Annotated in this window: 15 protein-coding genes; 7 read left to right on the top strand and 8 right to left on the bottom strand. The window is 63.7% G+C overall.

The annotated features are described in order from the left end of the window. Window positions 1–35: 35 nt before the first annotated feature. On the bottom strand, window positions 36–869 hold the full coding sequence (locus tag EEB13_RS19735) for a DoxX family protein (RefSeq protein ID WP_141486090.1): 834 nt from the start codon (window positions 867–869) through the stop codon (window positions 36–38). An 89-nt stretch (window positions 870–958) separates the two neighbouring features. On the opposite strand from EEB13_RS19735, the gene EEB13_RS19740 reads away from it, so the two are divergent. The 3 genes from EEB13_RS19740 to EEB13_RS19750 all read left to right on the top strand — a co-directional run bounded on the left by EEB13_RS19740 (window position 959) and on the right by EEB13_RS19750 (window position 4,921). Further along, on the top strand, window positions 959–2,119 hold the full coding sequence (locus EEB13_RS19740) for a PQQ-dependent sugar dehydrogenase (RefSeq protein ID WP_141486091.1): 1,161 nt from the start codon (window positions 959–961) through the stop codon (window positions 2,117–2,119). Window positions 2,120–2,228: 109 nt separating this feature from the next. Then, window positions 2,229–3,749 carry an HNH endonuclease signature motif containing protein gene (locus tag EEB13_RS19745; protein ID WP_141486092.1) on the top strand — a complete coding sequence of 507 codons (1,521 nt, stop codon included), beginning with the start codon at window positions 2,229–2,231 and terminating at the stop codon, window positions 3,747–3,749. Between the two features lie 125 nt (window positions 3,750–3,874). Beyond that, window positions 3,875–4,921, top strand: coding sequence for an NAD(P)-dependent alcohol dehydrogenase (locus tag EEB13_RS19750; RefSeq protein WP_033233154.1), 1,047 nt, complete (start codon window positions 3,875–3,877; stop codon window positions 4,919–4,921). Between the two features lie 81 nt (window positions 4,922–5,002). On the opposite strand, the gene gatB is transcribed toward EEB13_RS19750, so the two are convergent. From gatB to EEB13_RS19770, 4 genes are all read right to left on the bottom strand, one after another. Further along, entirely contained in the window at window positions 5,003–6,514 is a 1,512-nt protein-coding gene (gene gatB, locus EEB13_RS19755; RefSeq protein WP_092808609.1) for an Asp-tRNA(Asn)/Glu-tRNA(Gln) amidotransferase subunit GatB, read from the bottom strand. A gap of 25 nt (window positions 6,515–6,539) precedes the next feature. Beyond that, a complete protein-coding gene (locus EEB13_RS19760; protein ID WP_033233152.1) occupies window positions 6,540–7,571 on the bottom strand; it encodes an ATP-dependent 6-phosphofructokinase in 1,032 nt (343 codons plus the stop codon). 107 nt (window positions 7,572–7,678) lie between these two features. Further along, a complete protein-coding gene (locus EEB13_RS19765; protein WP_141486093.1) occupies window positions 7,679–8,341 on the bottom strand; it encodes a response regulator in 663 nt (220 codons plus the stop codon). Window positions 8,342–8,350: 9 nt separating this feature from the next. Further along, window positions 8,351–9,559, bottom strand: coding sequence for a sensor histidine kinase (locus EEB13_RS19770; RefSeq protein ID WP_116103083.1), 1,209 nt, complete (start codon window positions 9,557–9,559; stop codon window positions 8,351–8,353). A gap of 167 nt (window positions 9,560–9,726) precedes the next feature. Between EEB13_RS19770 and EEB13_RS19775 the strand changes: the two genes are divergently transcribed. From EEB13_RS19775 to EEB13_RS19785, 3 genes are read left to right on the top strand one after another with little or no spacing between them, the layout of a single operon-like run. Beyond that, window positions 9,727–10,410: a hypothetical protein gene (locus tag EEB13_RS19775; RefSeq protein WP_261984597.1), complete on the top strand. Its 684-nt coding sequence runs from the start codon at window positions 9,727–9,729 to the stop codon at window positions 10,408–10,410. Beyond that, window positions 10,407–11,690 (top strand): alpha/beta-hydrolase family protein, encoded by a 1,284-nt coding sequence (locus EEB13_RS19780; RefSeq protein WP_116103081.1) that lies wholly within the window; start codon window positions 10,407–10,409, stop codon window positions 11,688–11,690. Before EEB13_RS19775 ends, EEB13_RS19780 begins: the two co-directional genes overlap by 4 nt. A gap of 25 nt (window positions 11,691–11,715) precedes the next feature. After that, on the top strand, window positions 11,716–12,567 hold the full coding sequence (locus EEB13_RS19785) for a spermidine synthase (protein WP_033233197.1): 852 nt from the start codon (window positions 11,716–11,718) through the stop codon (window positions 12,565–12,567). Window positions 12,568–12,575: 8 nt separating this feature from the next. Here EEB13_RS19785 and EEB13_RS19790 read toward each other — a convergent pair whose 3' ends face one another. The 3 genes from EEB13_RS19790 to EEB13_RS19800 form a co-directional block, all read right to left on the bottom strand. Then, window positions 12,576–15,587, bottom strand: coding sequence for a bifunctional [glutamine synthetase] adenylyltransferase/[glutamine synthetase]-adenylyl-L-tyrosine phosphorylase (locus EEB13_RS19790; RefSeq protein WP_095885950.1), 3,012 nt, complete (start codon window positions 15,585–15,587; stop codon window positions 12,576–12,578). Next, window positions 15,587–16,927, bottom strand: coding sequence for a glutamine synthetase family protein (locus EEB13_RS19795; RefSeq protein WP_033233146.1), 1,341 nt, complete (start codon window positions 16,925–16,927; stop codon window positions 15,587–15,589). Before EEB13_RS19795 ends, EEB13_RS19790 begins: the two co-directional genes overlap by 1 nt. 107 nt (window positions 16,928–17,034) lie before the next feature. Next, window positions 17,035–18,618 carry an alpha/beta hydrolase gene (locus EEB13_RS19800; protein WP_141486094.1) on the bottom strand — a complete coding sequence of 528 codons (1,584 nt, stop codon included), beginning with the start codon at window positions 18,616–18,618 and terminating at the stop codon, window positions 17,035–17,037. A gap of 196 nt (window positions 18,619–18,814) precedes the next feature. On the opposite strand from EEB13_RS19800, the gene panB reads away from it, so the two are divergent. Then, on the top strand, window positions 18,815–19,660 hold the full coding sequence (gene panB / locus EEB13_RS19805; protein WP_141486095.1) for a 3-methyl-2-oxobutanoate hydroxymethyltransferase: 846 nt from the start codon (window positions 18,815–18,817) through the stop codon (window positions 19,658–19,660). Window positions 19,661–19,681: the final 21 nt, after the last annotated feature.

Below are 19,681 nucleotides of genomic sequence, written 5' to 3' on the forward strand. Positions count from 1 at the left end.
GTTTTGTTCTGCATCGGATTTTGTTCTACATCGGATCAGATGAGCGGGTTTGCCCCGTTCAGGAAAATCCAGGTGCACACGCCGGCACCGATACCCAGAATCAGCACAACCAACGAACCGATGAAGGGCCGCTTCGCCCAGCCTCGGCGGCCGTCCAGCGCGATTCGCCCTGGTCCCGTGAGGATGATCACACCAGCGCAGATCCCCAAGAGCATCTCGTACTCGGTTCCGTTTGGCGCAAAGTACTCGAGACCGGGCTCAGCCAACTGACGCAGCGCCCACGCATTGATCATCACGGCCAGCACCGAGGCCGCGGCAATCGGGGTCAACAGACCCAAAATCAGCAGGGCGCCACCAGCAACCTCGCCGACCGCACCCAAAATTGCCAACAACTTGGCCTGTTCGAATCCCGCATCGGCCAACATTGTTTCGAAGCCGCCCAACCCTGGGCCGTTCCACATACCCGTCAACTTCTGCAAGCCGTGCACCAACGCGGTGCCGCCCACCGCCAACCGGAGCGCCAAAAGACCGAGATCCAGTGTTCCTCGGCTCGGCCGCGGATCTTCGGCCACCGGAATCGGGTCTGCGACTGCGACTGCGACCGGATCGGCCGGCATCTCGTACGCGGTATCGCGTGTGAGCACCTCAGTCGGTTTATCAAGTAACCCCGGACGATATGCCGGGATTTGTTCGGTCACGGAATTTGCTTGCGCTGAACCGAAATCGAGATCGTCGTCGGTTCGCGGCAACGAATTGCGGGCATTCACCGGAGGAAACTGCTCCGTCGGTGAGTCGTAAGGACTGGACACTTTGCCCGTCGCCACGCCGGGTTCCGACAGTTCGCTGGGGTCTTTTCGCTCGTCAGTCACGTAGGAGAGCCTAAAGCGGTGACGCGACGAGGTCGGGGAACCTACTCCGGCGTGGCGGCGCAGGGCATCGGTTACGTAACGTCTTCACCATGACTACGGGTGGACGCAACACGTCGCGCAGAACACGACGCGCCGCATCGGCAACCTTGGCACTCGCCTTCGCTGCGTCCGTCCTTTCCGGTTGCGCCGACTTCGACGAATCGACGGCAAGCCCGTTCACTCCGGAACCGACCATCCAATCGAACGCGGAAGTTGCGCCGCAGAACCCGCAACCCTCGACAACTACCGCTCCGCCCATAGCACCGCGCGGCCCCCTCGGCCCGTGTGTGGATGCCGACCCGGCGGTTATCGCCACTTGCCTCGACACCACCGGTGGACTGCTCACCCTGCCAGACGGAAACTCAGGTCTGGTTGCCGAACGCCGGACCGGCCGGATCCTGCAGGTCGCCCCCGGCCAAATCCCCGTCGAGGTCGCCAAGATCGACGTCGACGGAAGTGCTGACGGTGGACTACTCGATGTTGCCCTGTCCCCTACCTTCGTCGAAGACAACCTGATCTACGCGTACGTCACGACGGGCTCAGACAATCGTGTGGTCCGCATTGCGCCGGGCGACACCGCAAAGGTAGTCCTCGGAGGAATTCCTCGGGGCGCCAACGGGAACCGAGGTTCCCTCGAGTTTGCCGCACCCGATCAACTCATGGTCTTGACCGGCGATGCCGGAAATCCAGCTGCTGCAAACGATCCCGCATCACTTGCGGGCAAGCTGCTTCGTGTTCGATCCCTCACCCCCAATGCCGCTCCCCCGCGCCCCGACGTTGTCCTGTCAGGTATCGGTAACGGCGGTGGCGTGTGCGTGGAACCCGGCATCGCGACGTGGGTCACCGATCGCACCGCACTGGAGGATCGCCTCCAGCGGGTAGGTGCAGACGGTACCGTGACCGCTCCGGCTTGGACGTGGCCCGACCGCCCGGGAGTGGGCGGCTGCGTGGCAGTACAAGGCGTTGTTGCAGTGGCTTTGGGCGCGGGTAAAGCCGTGGCTTCACTGGCAACCGACCCCGGTACCGGCGCCATCACCACACCGCCGGGCGCTGTTGCCAAGGATACTTACGGTCAACTCGAAGGCCTGGCCTTGGGCGCGGACGGATTGCTGTGGGTCAGCACCGTCAACAAGACGGCGGGCGAACCTGGTCCGAATGACGACAAGGTAGTGAAGATTCCCATGCCCAGCGGCGGCGGCGGAGTCGACTGATACTCGTGAAAGGCTAAGCCGCCCTGAAGTTTCCAGTCAGCATTCAGACTTTTCCGACTGATTTTCAGGAGCCCTCCCAATCGAACAGGATTTCGATTACGGTGAGAGCATGTTCGATTCGGGGATGGGGAGTTTCGGCATCTCAGCACAGCTGAGTGGTACCGAAACCGATTGCGCCCTCGTTGATTTGATGGCCCAGCTGCATTCATGTGAAGCGATGTTGGTCGAGCGGAAACTGGCCGTGGTGGCGGAGTTCTTCACCCGCCGCAGCGCCGAGCATGTCGACGGCGGTACGTGGACGTCGTCGGCGCACGAGCTCGCCGAATCCGAGGTCGGCGCGGTCCTGACGATGGGGCGCGCCGCGGCCGGGAAGCTCATCGGGTTGGGGTTTGCTTTGAAGACGCGGTTGCATCGCACGCGGGCGGCGATGGCCCGCGGTGAACTCGACTTCTACCGGGTGGGGTTGATCGAGTCGGCGACGGCGAATGTCGGTGACGAGTTGATCGACGAGGTCGAACGCTTGTTGCTCGAGCAGGTGTTGGCTCCACCCGTGGACGGTGGGACGGGGTTGACGGGTCGGCGGTTGACGGCGGCGATCGACAGGATCGTCGCCCGCGTCGATCCGGAAGGGATGCGGGAACGACGACGCCGCGCGCTCGCCGATCGGTTTGTGGGAGTCAGTGCCGCCGAGGACGGGATGGCCCGCATCCTGGGCAGTATCCCAGCGGAGCAGGCCCGCGCGTTCGACGGCAGGTTGCGGGAATTGGCGATGTCGGTGTGCCGCCACGATTCCCGTACGTACGAGCAGCGAAGAGCCGACGCCTTGGGCGCTTTGGTGAGCGGTTCAACGGTGTTGGTATGCGACTGCGACCGCGCCGATTGCCCACAGGACCGCAGTGGCATGATCATCATTCGCCGGCCACTCGTTCATGTCGTGATGCACGAATCCACCTTCGCCGGCAGCGACACTCCCGGCAGCGACGAACCCGCTCAACTCGACGGGTACGGAGTGATCAGCGCCGAACATGCCCGCGACATCGCGAAAGACGCAGACGTTCGGGAAGTACGGGTACCGGCAGATGCTGAACCTGAACCGACACCTGCGCCCGCCTCGGCGTTGGTCTACCGCCCCGGCGCGGCACTCGATCGGTGGCTGCGAGTCATCGCGGGCAGCTGCCAGTGGCCGCACTGCGATGTCCCGGCCTGGAACTGCGACCTCGACCACAACGACCCGTTCAACCACACCAACCCCGCGAGCGGCGGGAAGACGGTTGCGTCGAATCTGAGTGCGTTCTGCCGTAACCATCACCGCCTCAAGCATTCCGGGAAGTGGCTGCTCGCCCCGAATCCGGATCGCAGCGTCACCCTGACCTCGCAGACAGGCCATTGCTACCGCACCAGAGCTGCCGGACTACTCGCCGGGATACAGGAACCGCCGCCACCGGAAGGCGGCACCAGACGACGAACACGACTCGAGAACAAAGCTGCCCGCATCCGAAGCGAACGAAAACACCGTCGCGTCAAGATTCAGCACCGGACGGCACAACTCTCCACACCCCGAAAGCATGTGCCCCGAAAGCGCACACCTAGCAAACACATCGACTACGGCAACGACCCACCACCGTTCTGAACAGACTCACCGATCCCGTGACCGAACATGCGCTGACGCGTACCCTTTTGTTAGCGGGACTAATCACCACGCTGCCAGGGCCCGTTGACCAACCACGACAACGCAGTCGGGACAAAGGAGTCGGAATGAAGGCAATCCAGTACACGAGAATCGGCGCTGAACCCGAACTCACGGAGATTCCCAAACCCGAACCTGGTCCAGGTGAAGTGCTCCTGGAAGTAACCGCAGCCGGCGTCTGCCACTCGGACGACTTCATCATGAGCCTGCCGGAAGAGCAGTACAGTTACGGCCTGCCGCTCACACTCGGCCACGAAGGTGCCGGCCGTGTCGCAGCGGTTGGCGACGGCGTCGAAGGTCTCGACATCGGAACCAACGTCGTGGTCTACGGCCCGTGGGGCTGCGGAAATTGCTGGCACTGCTCACAGGGACTCGAAAACTACTGTTCTCGCGCAGAGGAACTCGGTATTCGCCCTCCCGGACTGGGCGCCCCCGGCGCGCTGGCCGAGTTCATGATCGTCGACTCTCCTCGCCACCTTGTCCCGATCGGTGACCTCGACCCGGTCAAGACAGTGCCGTTGACCGACGCAGGCTTGACGCCGTATCACGCGATCAAACGGTCCCTGCCAAAACTTCGCGGAGGCTCGTACGCCATTGTCATCGGAACCGGCGGCCTCGGCCACGTTGCCATTCAACTCCTCCGCCACCTCTCGGCGGCTACCGTTATCGCACTGGACGTGAGCGCGGACAAGCTCGAACTGGCAACCAAGGTGGGCGCTCACGAAGTTGTCCTGTCCGACAAGAACGCGGCCGAGAACGTCCGCAAGATCACCGGAAGTCAGGGCGCCGCACTGGTTCTCGACTTCGTCGGCTATCAGCCCACCATCGACACCGCGATGGCGGTTGCCGGCGTCGGATCGGACGTCACGATCGTCGGGATCGGCGACAGCCAGGCGCACGCCAAAGTTGGATTCTTCCAAAGTCCTTACGAGGCTTCGGTGACAGTTCCGTACTGGGGCGCCCGCAACGAGTTGATCGAATTGATCGACCTCGCGCACGCCGGCATTTTCGACATCGCGGTCGAGACCTTCAGTCTCGACAACGGAGCGGAAGCGTATCGACGCTTGGCCGCCGGAACGCTCAGCGGCCGCGCGGTTGTGGTCCCTGGCTTGTAGATCGACAGCGGTAAACCACTGATGCCCAGCCGAATTCGATTCGGCTGGGCATCAGTGCTCAGTACTCGAGTGTGCGACAGACTAGCTGCACGCCTCCAGAACAAGTTCCTTCACCCGTGCGGCGTCAGCCTGGCCGCGGGTGGCCTTCATGACGTCACCGACAATCTTTCCGGCGGCCTGCACCTTGCCGCTGCGGATCTTGTCTGCGATATCGGGGTTGGCAGCGAGTGCCTCGTCGACAGCAGCCTTGAGCTTGGTCTCGTCACGCTCGACAACCAATTCGGGATGTGCCGCCAGAACCTGCTCGGGATCACCCTCACCGTCGAGGACATGGTCCACGACCTGACGGGCGACCTTGTTGTTGAGCTTGCCGCTGTCGATGAGAGCAACAACCTGCGCGACCTGGGACGGCGTGATCGGCAGTGCGCCGAGTTCAACTCCGCGAGTGTTGGCCTGCTGTGACAGGTACGACAACCACCAGGATCGGGCGGCTTCTGGCGAAGCACCGGCTTCGGTGGTGGCGATGACCAGGTCGATGGCACCGGCATTGACGAGGTCACGCATGACCTCGTCGGAGATTCCCCAGTCCTTCTGGATCCGCGCACGGCGGATCCAGGGCAGCTCGGGCAAAGTGGCGCGCAGTTCTTCGACCCACTCGGCGCTGGGGGCAACGGGCTCGAGGTCGGGTTCCGGGAAGTAGCGGTAGTCTTCCGCAGTTTCCTTACGTCGACCAGCGGAGGTGGTGCCGTCGGCTTCCTGGAAGTGACGCGTCTCCTGGATGACCTCGATACCGGCGTCGAGCACTGCCGCCTGACGACGCATCTCGTAGCGGACTGCGACCTCGACGCTCTTGAGGGAGTTGACGTTCTTGGTCTCGGTGCGGGTCCCCAGTTCGGTGGAACCGATCGGCATCAGCGAGATGTTGGCGTCGCAGCGCATCGAACCCTGGTCCATGCGGACGTCGGAGACGTCGAGGGACTTCAGCAGATCACGAAGCGCCGTGACGTACGCGCGAGCGACCTCGGGGGCGCGCTCACCGGCACCGTGGATGGTCTTGGTGACGATCTCCACCAAGGGAACACCCGCACGGTTGTAGTCGAGCAGCGAATGGCTGGCACCGTGGATACGACCGGTAGCGCCACCCACGTGAAGGGACTTACCGGTGTCCTCTTCCATGTGGGCGCGCTCGATCTCGACGCGCCACGTAGTGCCGTCGTCGAGGACCACGTCGAGGTAGCCCTCGGTTGCGATCGGCTCGTCGTACTGGGAGATCTGGTAGTTCTTGGGCTGATCCGGGTAGAAGTAGTTCTTGCGCGCGAATCGACCCCACGGTGTGATGGAGCAGTTGAGCGCAAGACCGATCCGGATCGCGGATTCGACAGCAGCAGCGTTCACCACTGGCAATGAACCTGGCAGGCCCAGACAGACCGGGCAGACCTGGGTATTGGGTTCGGCACCGAACTCGGTGGGGCACGGGCAGAACATCTTGGTAGCGGTGCCGAGTTCTACGTGCACCTCCATACCCATCACAGGCTCGTACTTGGTCAGCACTTCGTCGTAATCGAGGATGTCGGGCGCATCGACAGCAGTCATGGTGACTAGTTTATGCGCCGGACGCTCAGCCGAAGAATGCGGCTGCCTCCTCGTAACGCTCCTTGGGCACGGTCTTGAGCTTGCGGGTTGCCTCGGCGAGAGGAACCAGGTCGATGGACGTACCGTGCAGGGCCACCATCTGGCCGAAATCACCGCGATGAGCTGCGTCGGTGGCGTGGACGCCGAAGCGGGTGGCGAGTATCCGGTCGTGCGGCGTCGGGGTGCCACCACGCTGGATATGGCCGAGAACCGTCGTCCGGACTTCCTTGCCGATACGGCGCTCGATTTCGTTGCCCAACTGCTGCGCGACGCCGGTGAAGATCTTGTGTCCGAACTCGTCGATGCCGCCTTCACGCAAAGTCATGGAAGCGGGATCGGGCATCGCGCCTTCGGCAACTACGCAGATGAAGTGAGAATCACCACGCTGGAAACGCTTCTTGACCATGGCGCACACTTCGTCGACGTCGAACGGCTGCTCCGGAACCAACGTCAGGTGAGCACCGGACGCCAATCCGGCCTGCAGTGCGATCCAGCCGGCATGTCGACCCATGACCTCGACGAGCATGACGCGCTGGTGCGATTCCGCTGTGGTGTGGAGGCGGTCGATCGCGTCGGTGGCAACGGCCAGCGCTGTGTCGAAACCGAATGTGACGTCGGTGCAGTCGATGTCGTTGTCGATGGTCTTGGGCACTCCGATCACCGGAACACCGCTCTCCGCGAGCCAACTGGCCGCGGTGAGTGTGCCTTCACCGCCGATCGGGATCAGGACATCGATTCCGTTGTCGTCGAGAGTTTGTTTGATCTGATCGAGTCCGGCCCGCAGTTTGTCGGGGTTGACGCGTGCGGTTCCCAGAATGGTTCCGCCGCGCGTGAGGATGCGATTGATGCGGTCGTCGGCCGCGAGGGGAACCTTGCGATCTTCGAGCAGACCACGCCAGCCGTCACGGAAGCCGACGACGGTACTGCCGTACCGCCCGTCCGACGTGCGAACCACCGCACGGATAACCGCGTTCAACCCTGGGCAATCGCCGCCACCTGTGAGGACTCCGATTCGCATTGTAAAAAGCACCTCTCAACAGTTGGGTGATTGCAGGATCTGCTGTCCATCTTCCCCCAGCAGGCGCGGTGGCGCAGGATTGTCACTTTTCAGATCAAGCCCGGCAATCATCCCGGTGTGACAAGTCCACTTTCGTATGCAACGACAACCGCTTGTGCTCGATCTCGCAGGTCCAGTTTCGAGAGAACCTTGCCGACGTGTGTCTTCACGGTCTGTTCCGCGACAAACAGGTGCTCGGCAATTTCGATGTTCGACAGCCCTCGTGCGATCAGTTCCAGCACTTCACGCTCGCGTGGCGTCAACATGTCGAGAGCGCTGGAACGAACCCGCGTGGGTGTTCTCCTACTCGTCACTTCCTCGATCAACCGCCGTGTCACGGTCGGAGCCAGCAATGCATGTCCTTCGGCGACGACGCGCACCGCCCGAATCAGTTCCTCGGCGGCGGCGTCCTTGAGCATGAAACCACTCGCACCGATCCGCAGAGCCTCGTAGACGTAGTCATCGATGTCGAAAGTCGTGAGCATGAGGACCCGAACCGGTGGCTCCCCACCCGTTGCCAGAATCTGGCGCGCTGCATCGAGGCCGTTCATCTCCGGCATCCGCACGTCCATCAACACGACGTCGGGGCGCAGGCGCGCTACTTCGGCAACCGCAACCCTGCCGTCGGGGGCATCTCCGATGACGCTGATATCGGGTTGCGCGGCGAGCAGGGCTCCGAATCCCTGTCTGACCATTGCCTGATCGTCGGCGATGAATACTGTGATGGGCACTCCGACAGCCTAGGCGGCGACCGTCGGCAATACAGCGCGGACCTCGAACCCGCCGCCCGCCAGCAGTTGCGTGTCAACCATTCCGCCGACGGCGGACGCACGCTCGACCATCCCGCGGATTCCATTGCCACCGGCGGCATCCGAAGACTTGGCGACACTGGAAGTCGGGACACCGCCACCCGCCGGCGGTCCGTTCACCACCCGAACCTGCGTGGACGCTTGGCCGAACTCGACGGACACCTCGATGGGGCTACCCGGTGCATGCCGGACGGCATTGGTGATCGATTCCTGCACGATGCGATACACGACAAGACCGGTGGACGCCGACACGCGTGTTCGATCACCATCCACGTTCCATACCAACGGAATTCCCGCGCGGGCACTGCCTGCCAGTAGCTCGTCGAGTTGCAGCGCTCCCGGTTGCGGTGCGACCTGGGTGGCTTCGGCGTCGCTGCGCAGTACACCCAGCAACCCGCGAATCTCGTTGAGCGCAGCGCGCCCCGTGTCACCGATCGAATCGAACTCGGCGCGGATCTCGGGCGTCACGTCGCCGAGTCGGTACGGCGCACTCTGCGCCTGCACCACCACCATCGACATGTGGTGGGCGACAATGTCGTGCAGCTCGCGGGCTATCCGGGCCTTCTCTTCCAACACGGTTCGGCGGGCACGTTCGACTTCATTTACCTCTTCCTGCTTCGCCAACGCACGACGTGAAAGAACAAGCCACCGAATCAGGAAGCAAAAAACCACCAGCGCGGTCAGACCCACCGCCCACCCGGCACCGTCCTGGCCCGGTGTCTCGGCAAAGAACAACAGGACCGTCGAGATCCACGCAACCCCCACCACCGGTACCGCAGCAGTGAGACTGACCGCGGCAAGCAGAGCCATGATCACCATGATGTGAACGACCTGCCAGGGATATTCGTACCCGGGCACGAGATCGAATACGTGTGGAATCACCAACGCCGAGATCGCGGAAACAGCCCATCCCAGAGCGGGATTGATTCGGATCAGGACAAAGGGAAACGCGGCCAACGCAGCCACGAACGGCTGAATCGGCGGTGACACCGCATGCGTCAGGTGCAACGTCGGCCAGGCGACCGTAAAGAGAATCAACGTCACGACAACTACAGCTACGTTCGCGAACTGATCACCGGTCAACCGCCGCGACGCGCGGGTCACACTCGCCTGCGCCACTTTCATCTTTCCTGCCTTCATCACCTGTCCAGCCTAGAAAGCGAACCCTCGAAAGTCGTCATACTGCGGAGTGAGAAACCCCTAACTCCGCAGTATCAGTGATCCAGGGTTCCTCTCACCCCAGCGCACAGACAAACCACTCTGCGGAGCGATGCTCAGGTGCACCCGCCGTTCATAGCGTCAACTGCATGCGAATCACACGAGCAACGACGCTGCCCCAGCGCAGCGCTATCTGGGCGACACAGCGTAGCGCAACCTGGGCAGCGCTGAGTGTTGTCGCAGCGGCGACGGTCACCATCAGTGCCGCGCCTCGCGACGTGCAAGCGGCAGCGCCGGAGAATCACCTTGCCGCACAGGCCGTTGCAGCGGTCACCAGCTCTGATGCCGCACCAAGCGTGCCGCGCGACTTTGCCGCGTTCTCAGGCTACGAACCCGTCATCGTCGCCGGTCACCTCGCCAATCCGAACGGTGCCTGCTCGTCCCCCGTTCCCCTTCCCGACGAGTTCGACTCCGCCTGCAAGGCCCACGATCTTGGCTACGACCTGCTCCGCTACGCACAGTTCCACGGCGACGAGCTCGGCCCATGGGCACGGCAAGCGCTCGACGGCCAACTCGACCAGCGAATGCACGATGCCTGTGACACGAGGGAATCCCGGGCGTCGCGGTCCTACTGCTTTGCCATGGCCGACATCGCAACCACTGCCGTGAACGGGAATTCGTGGCGTCAGAACTACCTGACGCCGGTTCAGGAATCCGGGTTCGGATACGCCGCCGCTGGTGTGCTCGGCCTCTCCGCACTCGGACTCACCTTCCTTCGGTCACGGCGACCTGCCGTGGCCGGCGCCTACACGCAGAAAGCCGTTGCAGCATGAGCGTTCTCGATACCGTCCAACCGTCGGTGCTCTCCCGGATCGCAGCGGTCCCGCTCCCCCGCATCTCGGCAACGGTAGCCACGGGTTCGATGGCCGCAGTATCTCTGGCACCCGGCCTGTTGCCGAGAACCGCCGTACTGCAAGGACTCTTCAGCGGTGTGCTCATGGCGGTGGGAATCTTTGTTGCTTGGGCACTGACGACTGCATGGCACGCACTGCCGCTGCGGACACGATCGGAACGGTTCGACACTCGATCCTGGCGCACCCGAACTGCGGTCGTTGCCACCGCCGTTGTTGCACTGTTCGCTACGTCTGCCAACGGCTGGCAGAACTCGCTCCGCGTTGCAATGGGGGCGCCGCCGGTCGGAATTCGCTACTGGATCGAAGTCATCTGCATCGCTGCACTGACCGTACTGATCCTGACCACAGTGGCGTCGGGCATTCGGAAAGTACTGCACCGCCTGGGTTTTGCCCGCACCATCGGCATAGCAGCGATCTGCGCCTTCGGACTTCAGCTGGCTTTCGGCAGCATCGCCACCGCGTCGGCGCAGTCAGTGGAAGGGCTGAAGTTCCTTGCCTCCGGGACCGATTCGGTGCGTGTCTACGCCGATCTCGACTCCGGACCGGACGCAGGATCGCGGGCCGACCATGCGGTGGCCGAACTCGACCGCGTCGGCGGATTTGCTCGCAGCGCCGTCGTTGTGGCCGTCCCCACCGGTTCGGGGTGGATCGACACTCGGGCCGTCGACGGTATCGAGCAGCGATTCGGCAGTGACGTCGCGATCGTCGGTCAGCAGTACTCCGCCGCACCGAGTTGGGCTGCATTTCTGTTCCAACGCTCCGATGCCGAGGAATCGGCGCAGGCAATGCTGACCGCGGTCGCCACCCGCATCGCGGAACTTCCCGCCACCGAACGCCCCGACCTCTATCTCTACGGCCAGAGTCTTGGCGCCGTGGGCGGCAGCGCTGCCCTGGCCGAGGCCCTTCCGACGCAGTTGTGCGCCGTCCTCTGGGCCGGACCGCCCGCCGGCGCTACCCGAGTGGACGGGACAACCGTTCTGGCCAACACCTCCGATCCTGTGGTGTGGTGGTCGCCGGCCCTCGCGACGACGCCACCAGACCTGAGCCGCGCGGTCCAGGACGCCCCGATGCCGCAGTGGATTCCGGTGGTCAGTTTCCTTCAGACCAGCGTCGACATGCTCGCCTCCCTCGACGTCCCCGCGGGTCACGGTCACCGATACGGCACCGAGCAGGGCACGCAACTCGGAACCTGCCACTAGAACACAAGCGCCTAGAGTGGGTGCAGTGGCCAAAGGAACGCGCAAGACCAAGACTCGCAGCACCACCCCCGACCGCCGAGACGACGGACCTGTTCCCGGCGTCTTCCCCATCGACACCGGCACGTGTGAACTTGTTCGTGATCAGTACTCGGACACGGGGTGGATTCTGCAGATCAACGGTGTTCCCAGCTCACACATCGATCTGGCCGACCCGAAGACCTTGGACTTCGAGTACATGCGCTGGATCGCCCACCTGGTCGATTCGGAACGCGATCCGAAAGAGCGTCTGCGCGTCCTGCACCTCGGCGGCGGCGCCTGTTCGATGGCTCGGTACATCTGCGCGACGTACCCCGACGCCCGTCAGGTTGTTGTCGAAATCGACGGCGCATTAGCCGAATTGGTTCGCGACTGGTTCGATCTGCCGCGTGCACCACTGCTCCGCATCCGCGTCGGCGAAGCGCGCGCGGTCACGGAAACTCTCACCGATTCGACGCGGGACATCATCATCCGAGATGTCTTTGCGGGCAGCACAACTCCGGTTCCACTGACCACGGCGCAGTTCACCACACACGTACGACGCGTCCTTGCGCCGGGCGGGATTTACCTCGTCAACTGCGGCGACACCCCGGACCTGCAGGGCGCGCGCGCCGAAGCCGCAACTATCGGTGCGCAGTTCGAGCACCTGGCCATCATCGCCGATCCCGCAATGCTCAAGGGCAGGCGCTACGGAAACATGATCATCGCGGGTAGCGACGTTCCGATCGCACAGTCGCCTGCCCTTGCCCGTGAACTCCTGGGCGGCGGAGTTCCCGCACATGTGTGGGGAGACGCCGAGGTCCGCAAGTTTGCGGCCTCGGCATCCGTCCGAGAAGACTGAAGTCGGCGTTACTCTCCGCCGAACACCCGTTCCACCACAGCTTTTGCCCGTCGCGTGATGCGGAGATAGTTGTCGAGGAACTCCCCCGAGTCATCTCCGTATCCCGCAACCTGCGCCACGGCGGACAGGACGCGTCCCGGTCCTGGCAGTTGATCGGTCGGCTTTCCGCGAACCAGCACAAGGCAATTGCGGGCCTTGGTCGCCGTGATCCACGCATCGCGCAGCAACTCCACGTCGGATTCACTGAGCAACTCGGCTGCACCGATCGCGTCCAGCGTTTCCAGCGTCGATGTGTTGTGCAACGACGCGATCTTGTCGGCGTGACGCAGCTGGATCAGCTGCACGGTCCACTCGATATCGGCCAGTCCGCCGCGACCCAGCTTGGTGTGTGTCGCGGGGTCGGCTCCACGAGGGAGACGTTCGGAATCGACGCGAGCCTTGATTCGGCGAATCTCGCGAACCGCCGTTTCGCTGACGCCGCCCTCTGGATAACGGGTCTTGTCGATCATGTGCAGGAACCGCAGTCCCAGATCGGGATCACCGGCTACCGGGTGGGCGCGAAGCAGTGCCTGAATCTCCCACGCCTGCGCCCATTTTGCGTAGTAGGCGTCGTACGATTCGAGGGTGCGGACCATGGGGCCGTTGCGTCCCTCGGGGCGCAGTCCCGTATCCACCTCGAGCGGCGGATCCGTGCTCGGTGCACCGAGAAGCTTGCGCACCTTGTCCGCAATGCTGTTGGCCCACTTGACCGCAACGGTCTCGTCGACGCCCTCGACGGGCTCGCACACGAACAGAACGTCGGCGTCGGAGCCGTATCCCAGTTCGCCGCCGCCGAGTCGGCCCATGCCGATCACGGAGAACGCCGCAGGGGCGGGCGTTCCCAGTTCGGCAACACTGGCCTTGATCACGGCGGACAGCGACGCGTTGAGTACCGCGGCCCACACCGACGACAGTGCCTTGCACACCGCCGGAACGTCGAGCATTCCCAGAATGTCGGCCGACGCGATGCGCGCCAACTCGTGGCGACGCAACGAACGTGCCGCTGCGACAGCGCGATTGGGGTCACTGTGCCGCGCTGAGGCGGTGAGAATACCGCGCGAGACGTCCTCGGGTACCGGTTCGATCAGACGCGGGCCACTCGGCGAATCCGCATACAGACGAATGACGTCTGGTGCCTTGATCAGCAGATCCGGCAAGTACGCGGAAGAGCCAAGCACCGTCATCAGACGTTCGGCGACGGCAGCCTCGTCGCGAAGCAACCGAAGGAACCAGGTCTGATCGACCAGTGCGTCGGACAAGCGTCGGTACGCCAACAGTCCGGCGTCGGGATCCGGTGTGTCGGCAAGACATTCGAGTAGCGTCGGCAAGAGCAGCGCCTGGATCCGGCCCTTGCGGGACGCTCCGGCTGTCAAGGCCGTGAGGTGCCCGAGAGCATTCTCGGGGGCGGTGTATCCCAACGCCGCCAACTGGCGAACGGCAGCTTCCGGCCCCAGCGCCAACGATTCCTTGTCCATCCGCGCAACAGACTCGAGCAGCGGACGGTAGAACAGCTTGGCGTGCAACCGGCGGATTCGATGGGAGTTCCGTTTGATCTCGGCACGCAACACCCCGAGCGCGTCGAGGCGGCCGTCGGGACGCATGTGCGCGGCGCGGGCCAGCCAGCGCAACGCCTCGTCGTCGTCCGGCGGCGGCAACGTGTGGGTGCGCTTGAGCTTCTGCAACTGCAGACGATGCTCGAGGAGACGCAGGAATTCATAGGACGCCGTGAGGTTCGCGGCGTCGTCTCGACCGACGTAGCCACCGGCGGCCAGCGCTGTCAGCGCATCGACTGTGCTCTGCACGTGCAGAGTGTCATCGGCGCGGCCGTGCACCAATTGCAGGAGCTGGACGGCAAATTCGACGTCTCGCAAACTTCCGCGACCGAGTTTGAGCTCGCGCTCTCGCATCTCGGGCGGAACCATTTCCTCGACGCGTCGGCGCATGGCCTGCACTTCGGGAACGAAGTCCTCACGTTCGGACGCCGTCCAGACCATCGGGCTCATGGCCTCGGCGTACTGACGCCCGAGTTCCATGTCCCCCGTCATCGGACGGGCCTTCAGAAGAGCCTGGAACTCCCACGTCTTGGCCCACCGCTTGTAGTACGCGATGTGGGAATCGAGTGAGCGCACCAGTTCGCCGCGCTTACCCTCGGGGCGGAGTGCAGCGTCCACTTCGAAGAACGCGGACGTGCCGATCCTCATCAACTCGCCCGCTACGCGAGAGGCAGTGGCGTCGGCCGGTTCGGCAACAAACACGACGTCGACGTCGGACACGTAGTTCAGTTCGCGCGCACCACATTTGCCCATCGCGATAACCGCAAGGCGGATGGGGCACGTGCCTTCGGGGCACACGGTGGCGATCGCTACCGACAGAGCCGCAGTCAGTGCCGCGTCGGCCAGATCCGAGAGCTGATGCCCGATGGTCTGATAAGGAACCACGGGTTCGTTTTCGACGGTGGCCGCCAAATCGCACGCGGCCAGCAACATCAGCTGATCCTTGTACGACTTCCGAAGCGCAACAACTGCGTCCGGACCGGTCATCGCAGCACGGTACGTCTGCGAGCCTCGGGTTGCGCCCTCGTCCAACGTTGCGCCGACGGCCCCGAGCAGCGCCGTGGTGGCGGCGGCCTTGGTAGGCAGCGATGCGCCGTCGAGAATGCGCCACGCGGACGGATCGGCAACGATGTGATCACCGAATGCCGCCGACGCTCCGATCAGCCCGAGCAGCCGTCCGCGCAGGCTCTTGTCCTTACGCAGCGCGTCGTCGAGGTCACTCCATCCGTCGCCCAGCGAATCCTTGATGCGCACCAATGTGCGCAACGCAAGATCGGCGTTGGCGGAACGCGAGAGTGACCACAGGAGTTCGATGCTCTCCGAGTCCACCCAGCCGAGTTGGCGAAGCTCGTCGGCTGCGGTGTTCTCGACCAACCCGAGCCGGCCCGGCCCGGGTACCACGGATCGTGCGGACGGCGGCTTGACCATCACAGGCCGAGGTAGGTCTTGAGCTCGAACGGCGTCACGTGGCTGCGGTATTCCTCCCATTCACGCCGCTTGTTCCGCAGGAAGAAGTCGAAAACGTGCTCGCCGAGAGCCTCGGCAACCAACTCCGACTTCTCCATCTCGCGCAGAGCACCGTCGAGGTTGCTCGGCAATTCCTTGTACCCCATGGCGCGACGCTCGGCGGAGGTCAACGACCACACGTCGTCCTCGGCCTCGGGAGGCAGGGTATAGCCCTTCTCGATGCCGCGCAGACCGGCCGCGAGCAGCACCGCAAACGTCAGGTACGGGTTGCATGCCGAATCTGGGCTGCGGATCTCGACACGACGCGACGACGCTTTGTTCGGCGTGTACATCGGCACGCGGATCAGCGCCGAGCGGTTGGACGGTCCCCACGACGCTGCCGTCGGAGCCTCGCCGCCGTGGACCAGGCGCTTGTAGGAGTTGACCCACTGGTTCGTGACGGCACTGATCTCGTTGGCGTGCTCGAGAATGCCGGCGATGAATGCCTTGCCGGTCTCCGAGAGCTGCATCGGATCGTCCGGGTTGTGGAACGCGTTCGTGTCACCTTCGAACAAGCTCATGTGCGTGTGCATCGCAGAACCGGCCTGATCGCTGAACGGCTTGGGCATGAAGCTCGCCCGCACGCCTTCGCCGATCGCAACCTCTTTGACGACGTACCGGAACGTCATCACGTTGTCGGCCATTGACAACGCGTCGGCGTAGCGGAGATCGATCTCCTGCTGCCCGGGAGCGGCCTCGTGATGACTGAACTCGACCGAGATCCCCATGGACTCGAGAGCGTCGATCGCGTGACGACGGAAGTTGGGAGCCGAATCGTGCACGGCCTGATCGAAGTAGCCACCGGAATCGGCCGGGATCGGCGGAGTGCCGTCCAACGGACCGTTCTCGAGGAGGAAGAACTCGATCTCGGGATGCACGTAGCAACTGAAGCCCAGGTCGCTGGCCTTGCTCAGCTGACGACGCAGCACGTGCCTCGGGTCAGCCCACGAGGGCGAACCGTCCGGGTTGGTGATGTCGCAGAACATGCGAGCCGAATGCTGCGCGCCGTCCTTGTGCGCCCACGGCAGGATCTGGAAAGTCGACGCATCAGGGCGGGCAACGGTGTCCGCTTCGGACACTCGGGCGAATCCCTCGATGGCGGAACCGTCGAATCCGATTCCCTCTTCGAAGGCACCTTCGAGTTCCGCGGGGGCGATCGCCACCGATTTGAGGTAACCGAGAACGTCGGTGAACCACAAGCGGACGAACCGAATGTCGCGCTCTTCCAGGGTACGAAGCACGAATTCTTTTTGGCGATCCATGCACGCGAGAGTAAGCAAGCCACGTTAAATCTGTGTTACATCAGCGGCACGAGTTACCCGAGTGATGCGTCACTCTCACATAGCCCCTGCATGCGGGCCTACAGGCGCTAACATGTCAGGCCGTCCTCCGGGACCTTCAGATAGACGAGGTAGTTGACGACCGCGTCGTCGACGCACGGTTCGCCGTCCAGAACAACGGTGTGCTGTGTTCCCTCGAACGTGATGAGCGCGGCCCCGAGTTGCTTCGCGAGATCCACGCCGGCCTGATAGGGAGTAGCCGGATCCTGCGTCGTCGACACGACGACCAGCGTCGGGAGGCCGGCGTCGGCCAGAGCCTGCGGATCGAGCTCATGCGGACTGCCCGTCGCCGGAACCGGCCAGAACGCACACAGATCCAGCGGCGCCTGACCGGTGCCCCGGCCGTCGTCGAGGAACGGTGCGGCCTCGCGATACCGCGTGTCGGCCTCACCGGCTTCTGCCCGATCGGTTGTAGCCGGATCGTCGACGCACCGGATGGCATTGAACGCATCGTTGATATTGGAATACGTGCCGTCGTCGTTTCGCCCCTCGTACTGGTCGGCCAAACTCAACAGCGCATCACCCCGGCCGTCCGCCAGGCCGGACAGCCCCGTCCGCAACGTGGTCCACAACTGCTGTGAATACAGCGCCTGCTGCACACCGGTGATCGCGTCCCCGTAGCTGAGTCCGCGCGGATCCGTGGTGTCGGCAGGGTTGTCGATCAGCGGTTCCAGCAACGCCTGCAAGCGCTCGCGCGCCTGCGCCGGATCACTTCCGAGCGGGCAGTCCCGCTGCGACGCGCAGTCGGCGACAAAGGCGTCGAACGCGACCTGGAAGCCCTCTCCTTGCAGTACAACTTCGTCGACGACGTCCTGATTCGGATCCAACGCGCCGTCGAGCACCATCGCCCGAACGTTCTGCGGGAAGGTTTCGGCGTAGGTCGAACCGATTCGCGTCCCGTACGAGAACCCGAGGAAGTTCAACTCGGAATCACCGAGCGCACCGCGGATCACGTCCATATCGCGCACGACTTCATACGTGCCGACGTGGGCGAGGAAGTCGGTTCCGGTTTTCGCCACGCACGCGGCGGCGTAGTCCTTGCTGTCCTGCTCCGCGTCGGCAATCCCTTCGGGCGTCATGTCGATGTCGACATCCGCGCGCTCGGCATCGAACTCCGCCGGCGTCAGGCAGCGCACCTGAGGCGTCGATGCACCCACGCCCCGCGGATCGAACCCGATCCGGTCGAAGCGCTCGGCGAGCTGTGTCCTGGAGCCCTGGGTTGCCATCGCCAGCCCCGATGCACCCGGTCCACCTGGGTTGATCAGCAGCGATCCGATTCGATCCCCCGTCGCTGCCGCTCGCGAGATGACAACCTGCGCCGTGTCTCCGGCCGGATTCGCATAGTCGACGGGAACCGTCACCGCGGCGCAGTCGACCGAACTACTGAGCGGCGAATCACCTGGCGTGGCAAATCGTTCGCACGAACCCCAGTCGAGGGTCTGCTCGTAGAACTTCTCCAACCCTGCCGGAACCGAAGCGGGTGCCGCGGACGTTGCAGACCCCGAAGAATCGGTGGAGGGATTGTCGCCGTCGGCAACAGTGCAACCGGCAACGAACAGGAGAGCAGCGACGCTTGCGGCACACACACCGGAGAGGCGAACTAACTTCGACATACCGTCGATGGTGCCAGGAAATAGCGGTTACCAGCCATTCGCTACTTCGGATGGCCGCTCGCCGATGTGACCCATCGCACCAGGTTTTGCTATTCGCACCGACGGTTTCCGGTGGCAGACTGATCGTGTCATCACCCACACCCGGGGACCCGACGGCAATCAACGCCTAAGGCCTCGAGGCACGAAAGGGACAACGATGTCCGAGACTCCTCTGTACGGTTCTGCAGCTGCTACCCCGGCTGCTCCTATGCGCAAGACCCGCGTCCATCACCTCGCCGAGATGAAGCAGAACGGCGAACGTTGGTCGATGCTCACGGCCTACGACTACTCGACGGCCCGAATCTTCGAAGAAGCCGGCATTCCGGTTCTCCTCGTCGGTGATTCCGCCGCCAATGTCGTGTACGGCTACGACACGACGGTGCCGATCACCGTCGAGGAACTTCTCCCGCTGGTTCGCGGTGTAGTTCGCGGCGCGCCCCACGCACTTGTTGTTGCCGACCTCCCGTTCGGCACCTACGAAGCCTCCGCCGAACAGGCTCTGGCAACTGCCACCCGCTTCATGAAAGAGGGCCTCGCCCACGCCGTGAAGCTCGAGGGCGGCGAGCGGATGACCAAGCAGATTGCCGCTATCACTGCTGCCGGTATTCCCGTCATGGCGCACGTCGGCTTCACCCCGCAGAGCGTCAACTCGCTCGGCGGATTCCGCGTCCAAGGCCGCGGCGACGGTGCCGACCAACTTGTGGCGGACGCCATTGCCGTGCAGGAAGCCGGCGCTTTCTCGGTGGTCATGGAAATGGTTCCGGCTGACATCGCGGGCCAGGTCACACGCAAATTGACCATCCCCACCGTCGGCATCGGGGCGGGCAACGAATGCGACGCCCAGGTCCTCGTCTGGCAGGACATGGCCGGCTACACGAGCGGTAAGACAGCCAAGTTCGTCAAGCGTTTCGGTAACGTCGGTGACGAACTGCGCTCCGCGGCCGCAGCCTATGCATCAGAAGTTCGCACAGGCGCCTTCCCAGCCGTCGAGCACAGTTTCTGATCCGAGACCGGCGAACGCCGC

Origin of the sequence: Rhodococcus sp. WS3, assembly GCF_003797085.1 — a bacterium.
Taxonomy (GTDB): Bacteria; Actinomycetota; Actinomycetes; order Mycobacteriales; family Mycobacteriaceae; genus Rhodococcus_F; species Rhodococcus_F globerula.

Coding starts and splice junctions, on each gene's coding strand:
- EEB13_RS19740 (WP_141486091.1), top strand. CDS start 959: ATGACTACGGGTGGACGCAACACGTCGCGCAGAACACGACGCGCCGCA.
- EEB13_RS19745 (WP_141486092.1), top strand. CDS start 2,229: ATGTTCGATTCGGGGATGGGGAGTTTCGGCATCTCAGCACAGCTGAGT.
- EEB13_RS19750 (WP_033233154.1), top strand. CDS start 3,875: ATGAAGGCAATCCAGTACACGAGAATCGGCGCTGAACCCGAACTCACG.
- gatB (WP_092808609.1), bottom strand. CDS start 6,514: ATGACTGCTGTCGATGCGCCCGACATCCTCGATTACGACGAAGTGCTG.
- EEB13_RS19760 (WP_033233152.1), bottom strand. CDS start 7,571: ATGCGAATCGGAGTCCTCACAGGTGGCGGCGATTGCCCAGGGTTGAAC.
- EEB13_RS19770 (WP_116103083.1), bottom strand. CDS start 9,559: ATGAAGGCAGGAAAGATGAAAGTGGCGCAGGCGAGTGTGACCCGCGCG.
- EEB13_RS19775 (WP_261984597.1), top strand. CDS start 9,727: ATGCGAATCACACGAGCAACGACGCTGCCCCAGCGCAGCGCTATCTGG.
- EEB13_RS19780 (WP_116103081.1), top strand. CDS start 10,407: ATGAGCGTTCTCGATACCGTCCAACCGTCGGTGCTCTCCCGGATCGCA.
- EEB13_RS19790 (WP_095885950.1), bottom strand. CDS start 15,587: ATGGTCAAGCCGCCGTCCGCACGATCCGTGGTACCCGGGCCGGGCCGG.
- EEB13_RS19795 (WP_033233146.1), bottom strand. CDS start 16,927: ATGGATCGCCAAAAAGAATTCGTGCTTCGTACCCTGGAAGAGCGCGAC.
- EEB13_RS19800 (WP_141486094.1), bottom strand. CDS start 18,618: ATGTCGAAGTTAGTTCGCCTCTCCGGTGTGTGTGCCGCAAGCGTCGCT.
- panB (WP_141486095.1), top strand. CDS start 18,815: ATGTCCGAGACTCCTCTGTACGGTTCTGCAGCTGCTACCCCGGCTGCT.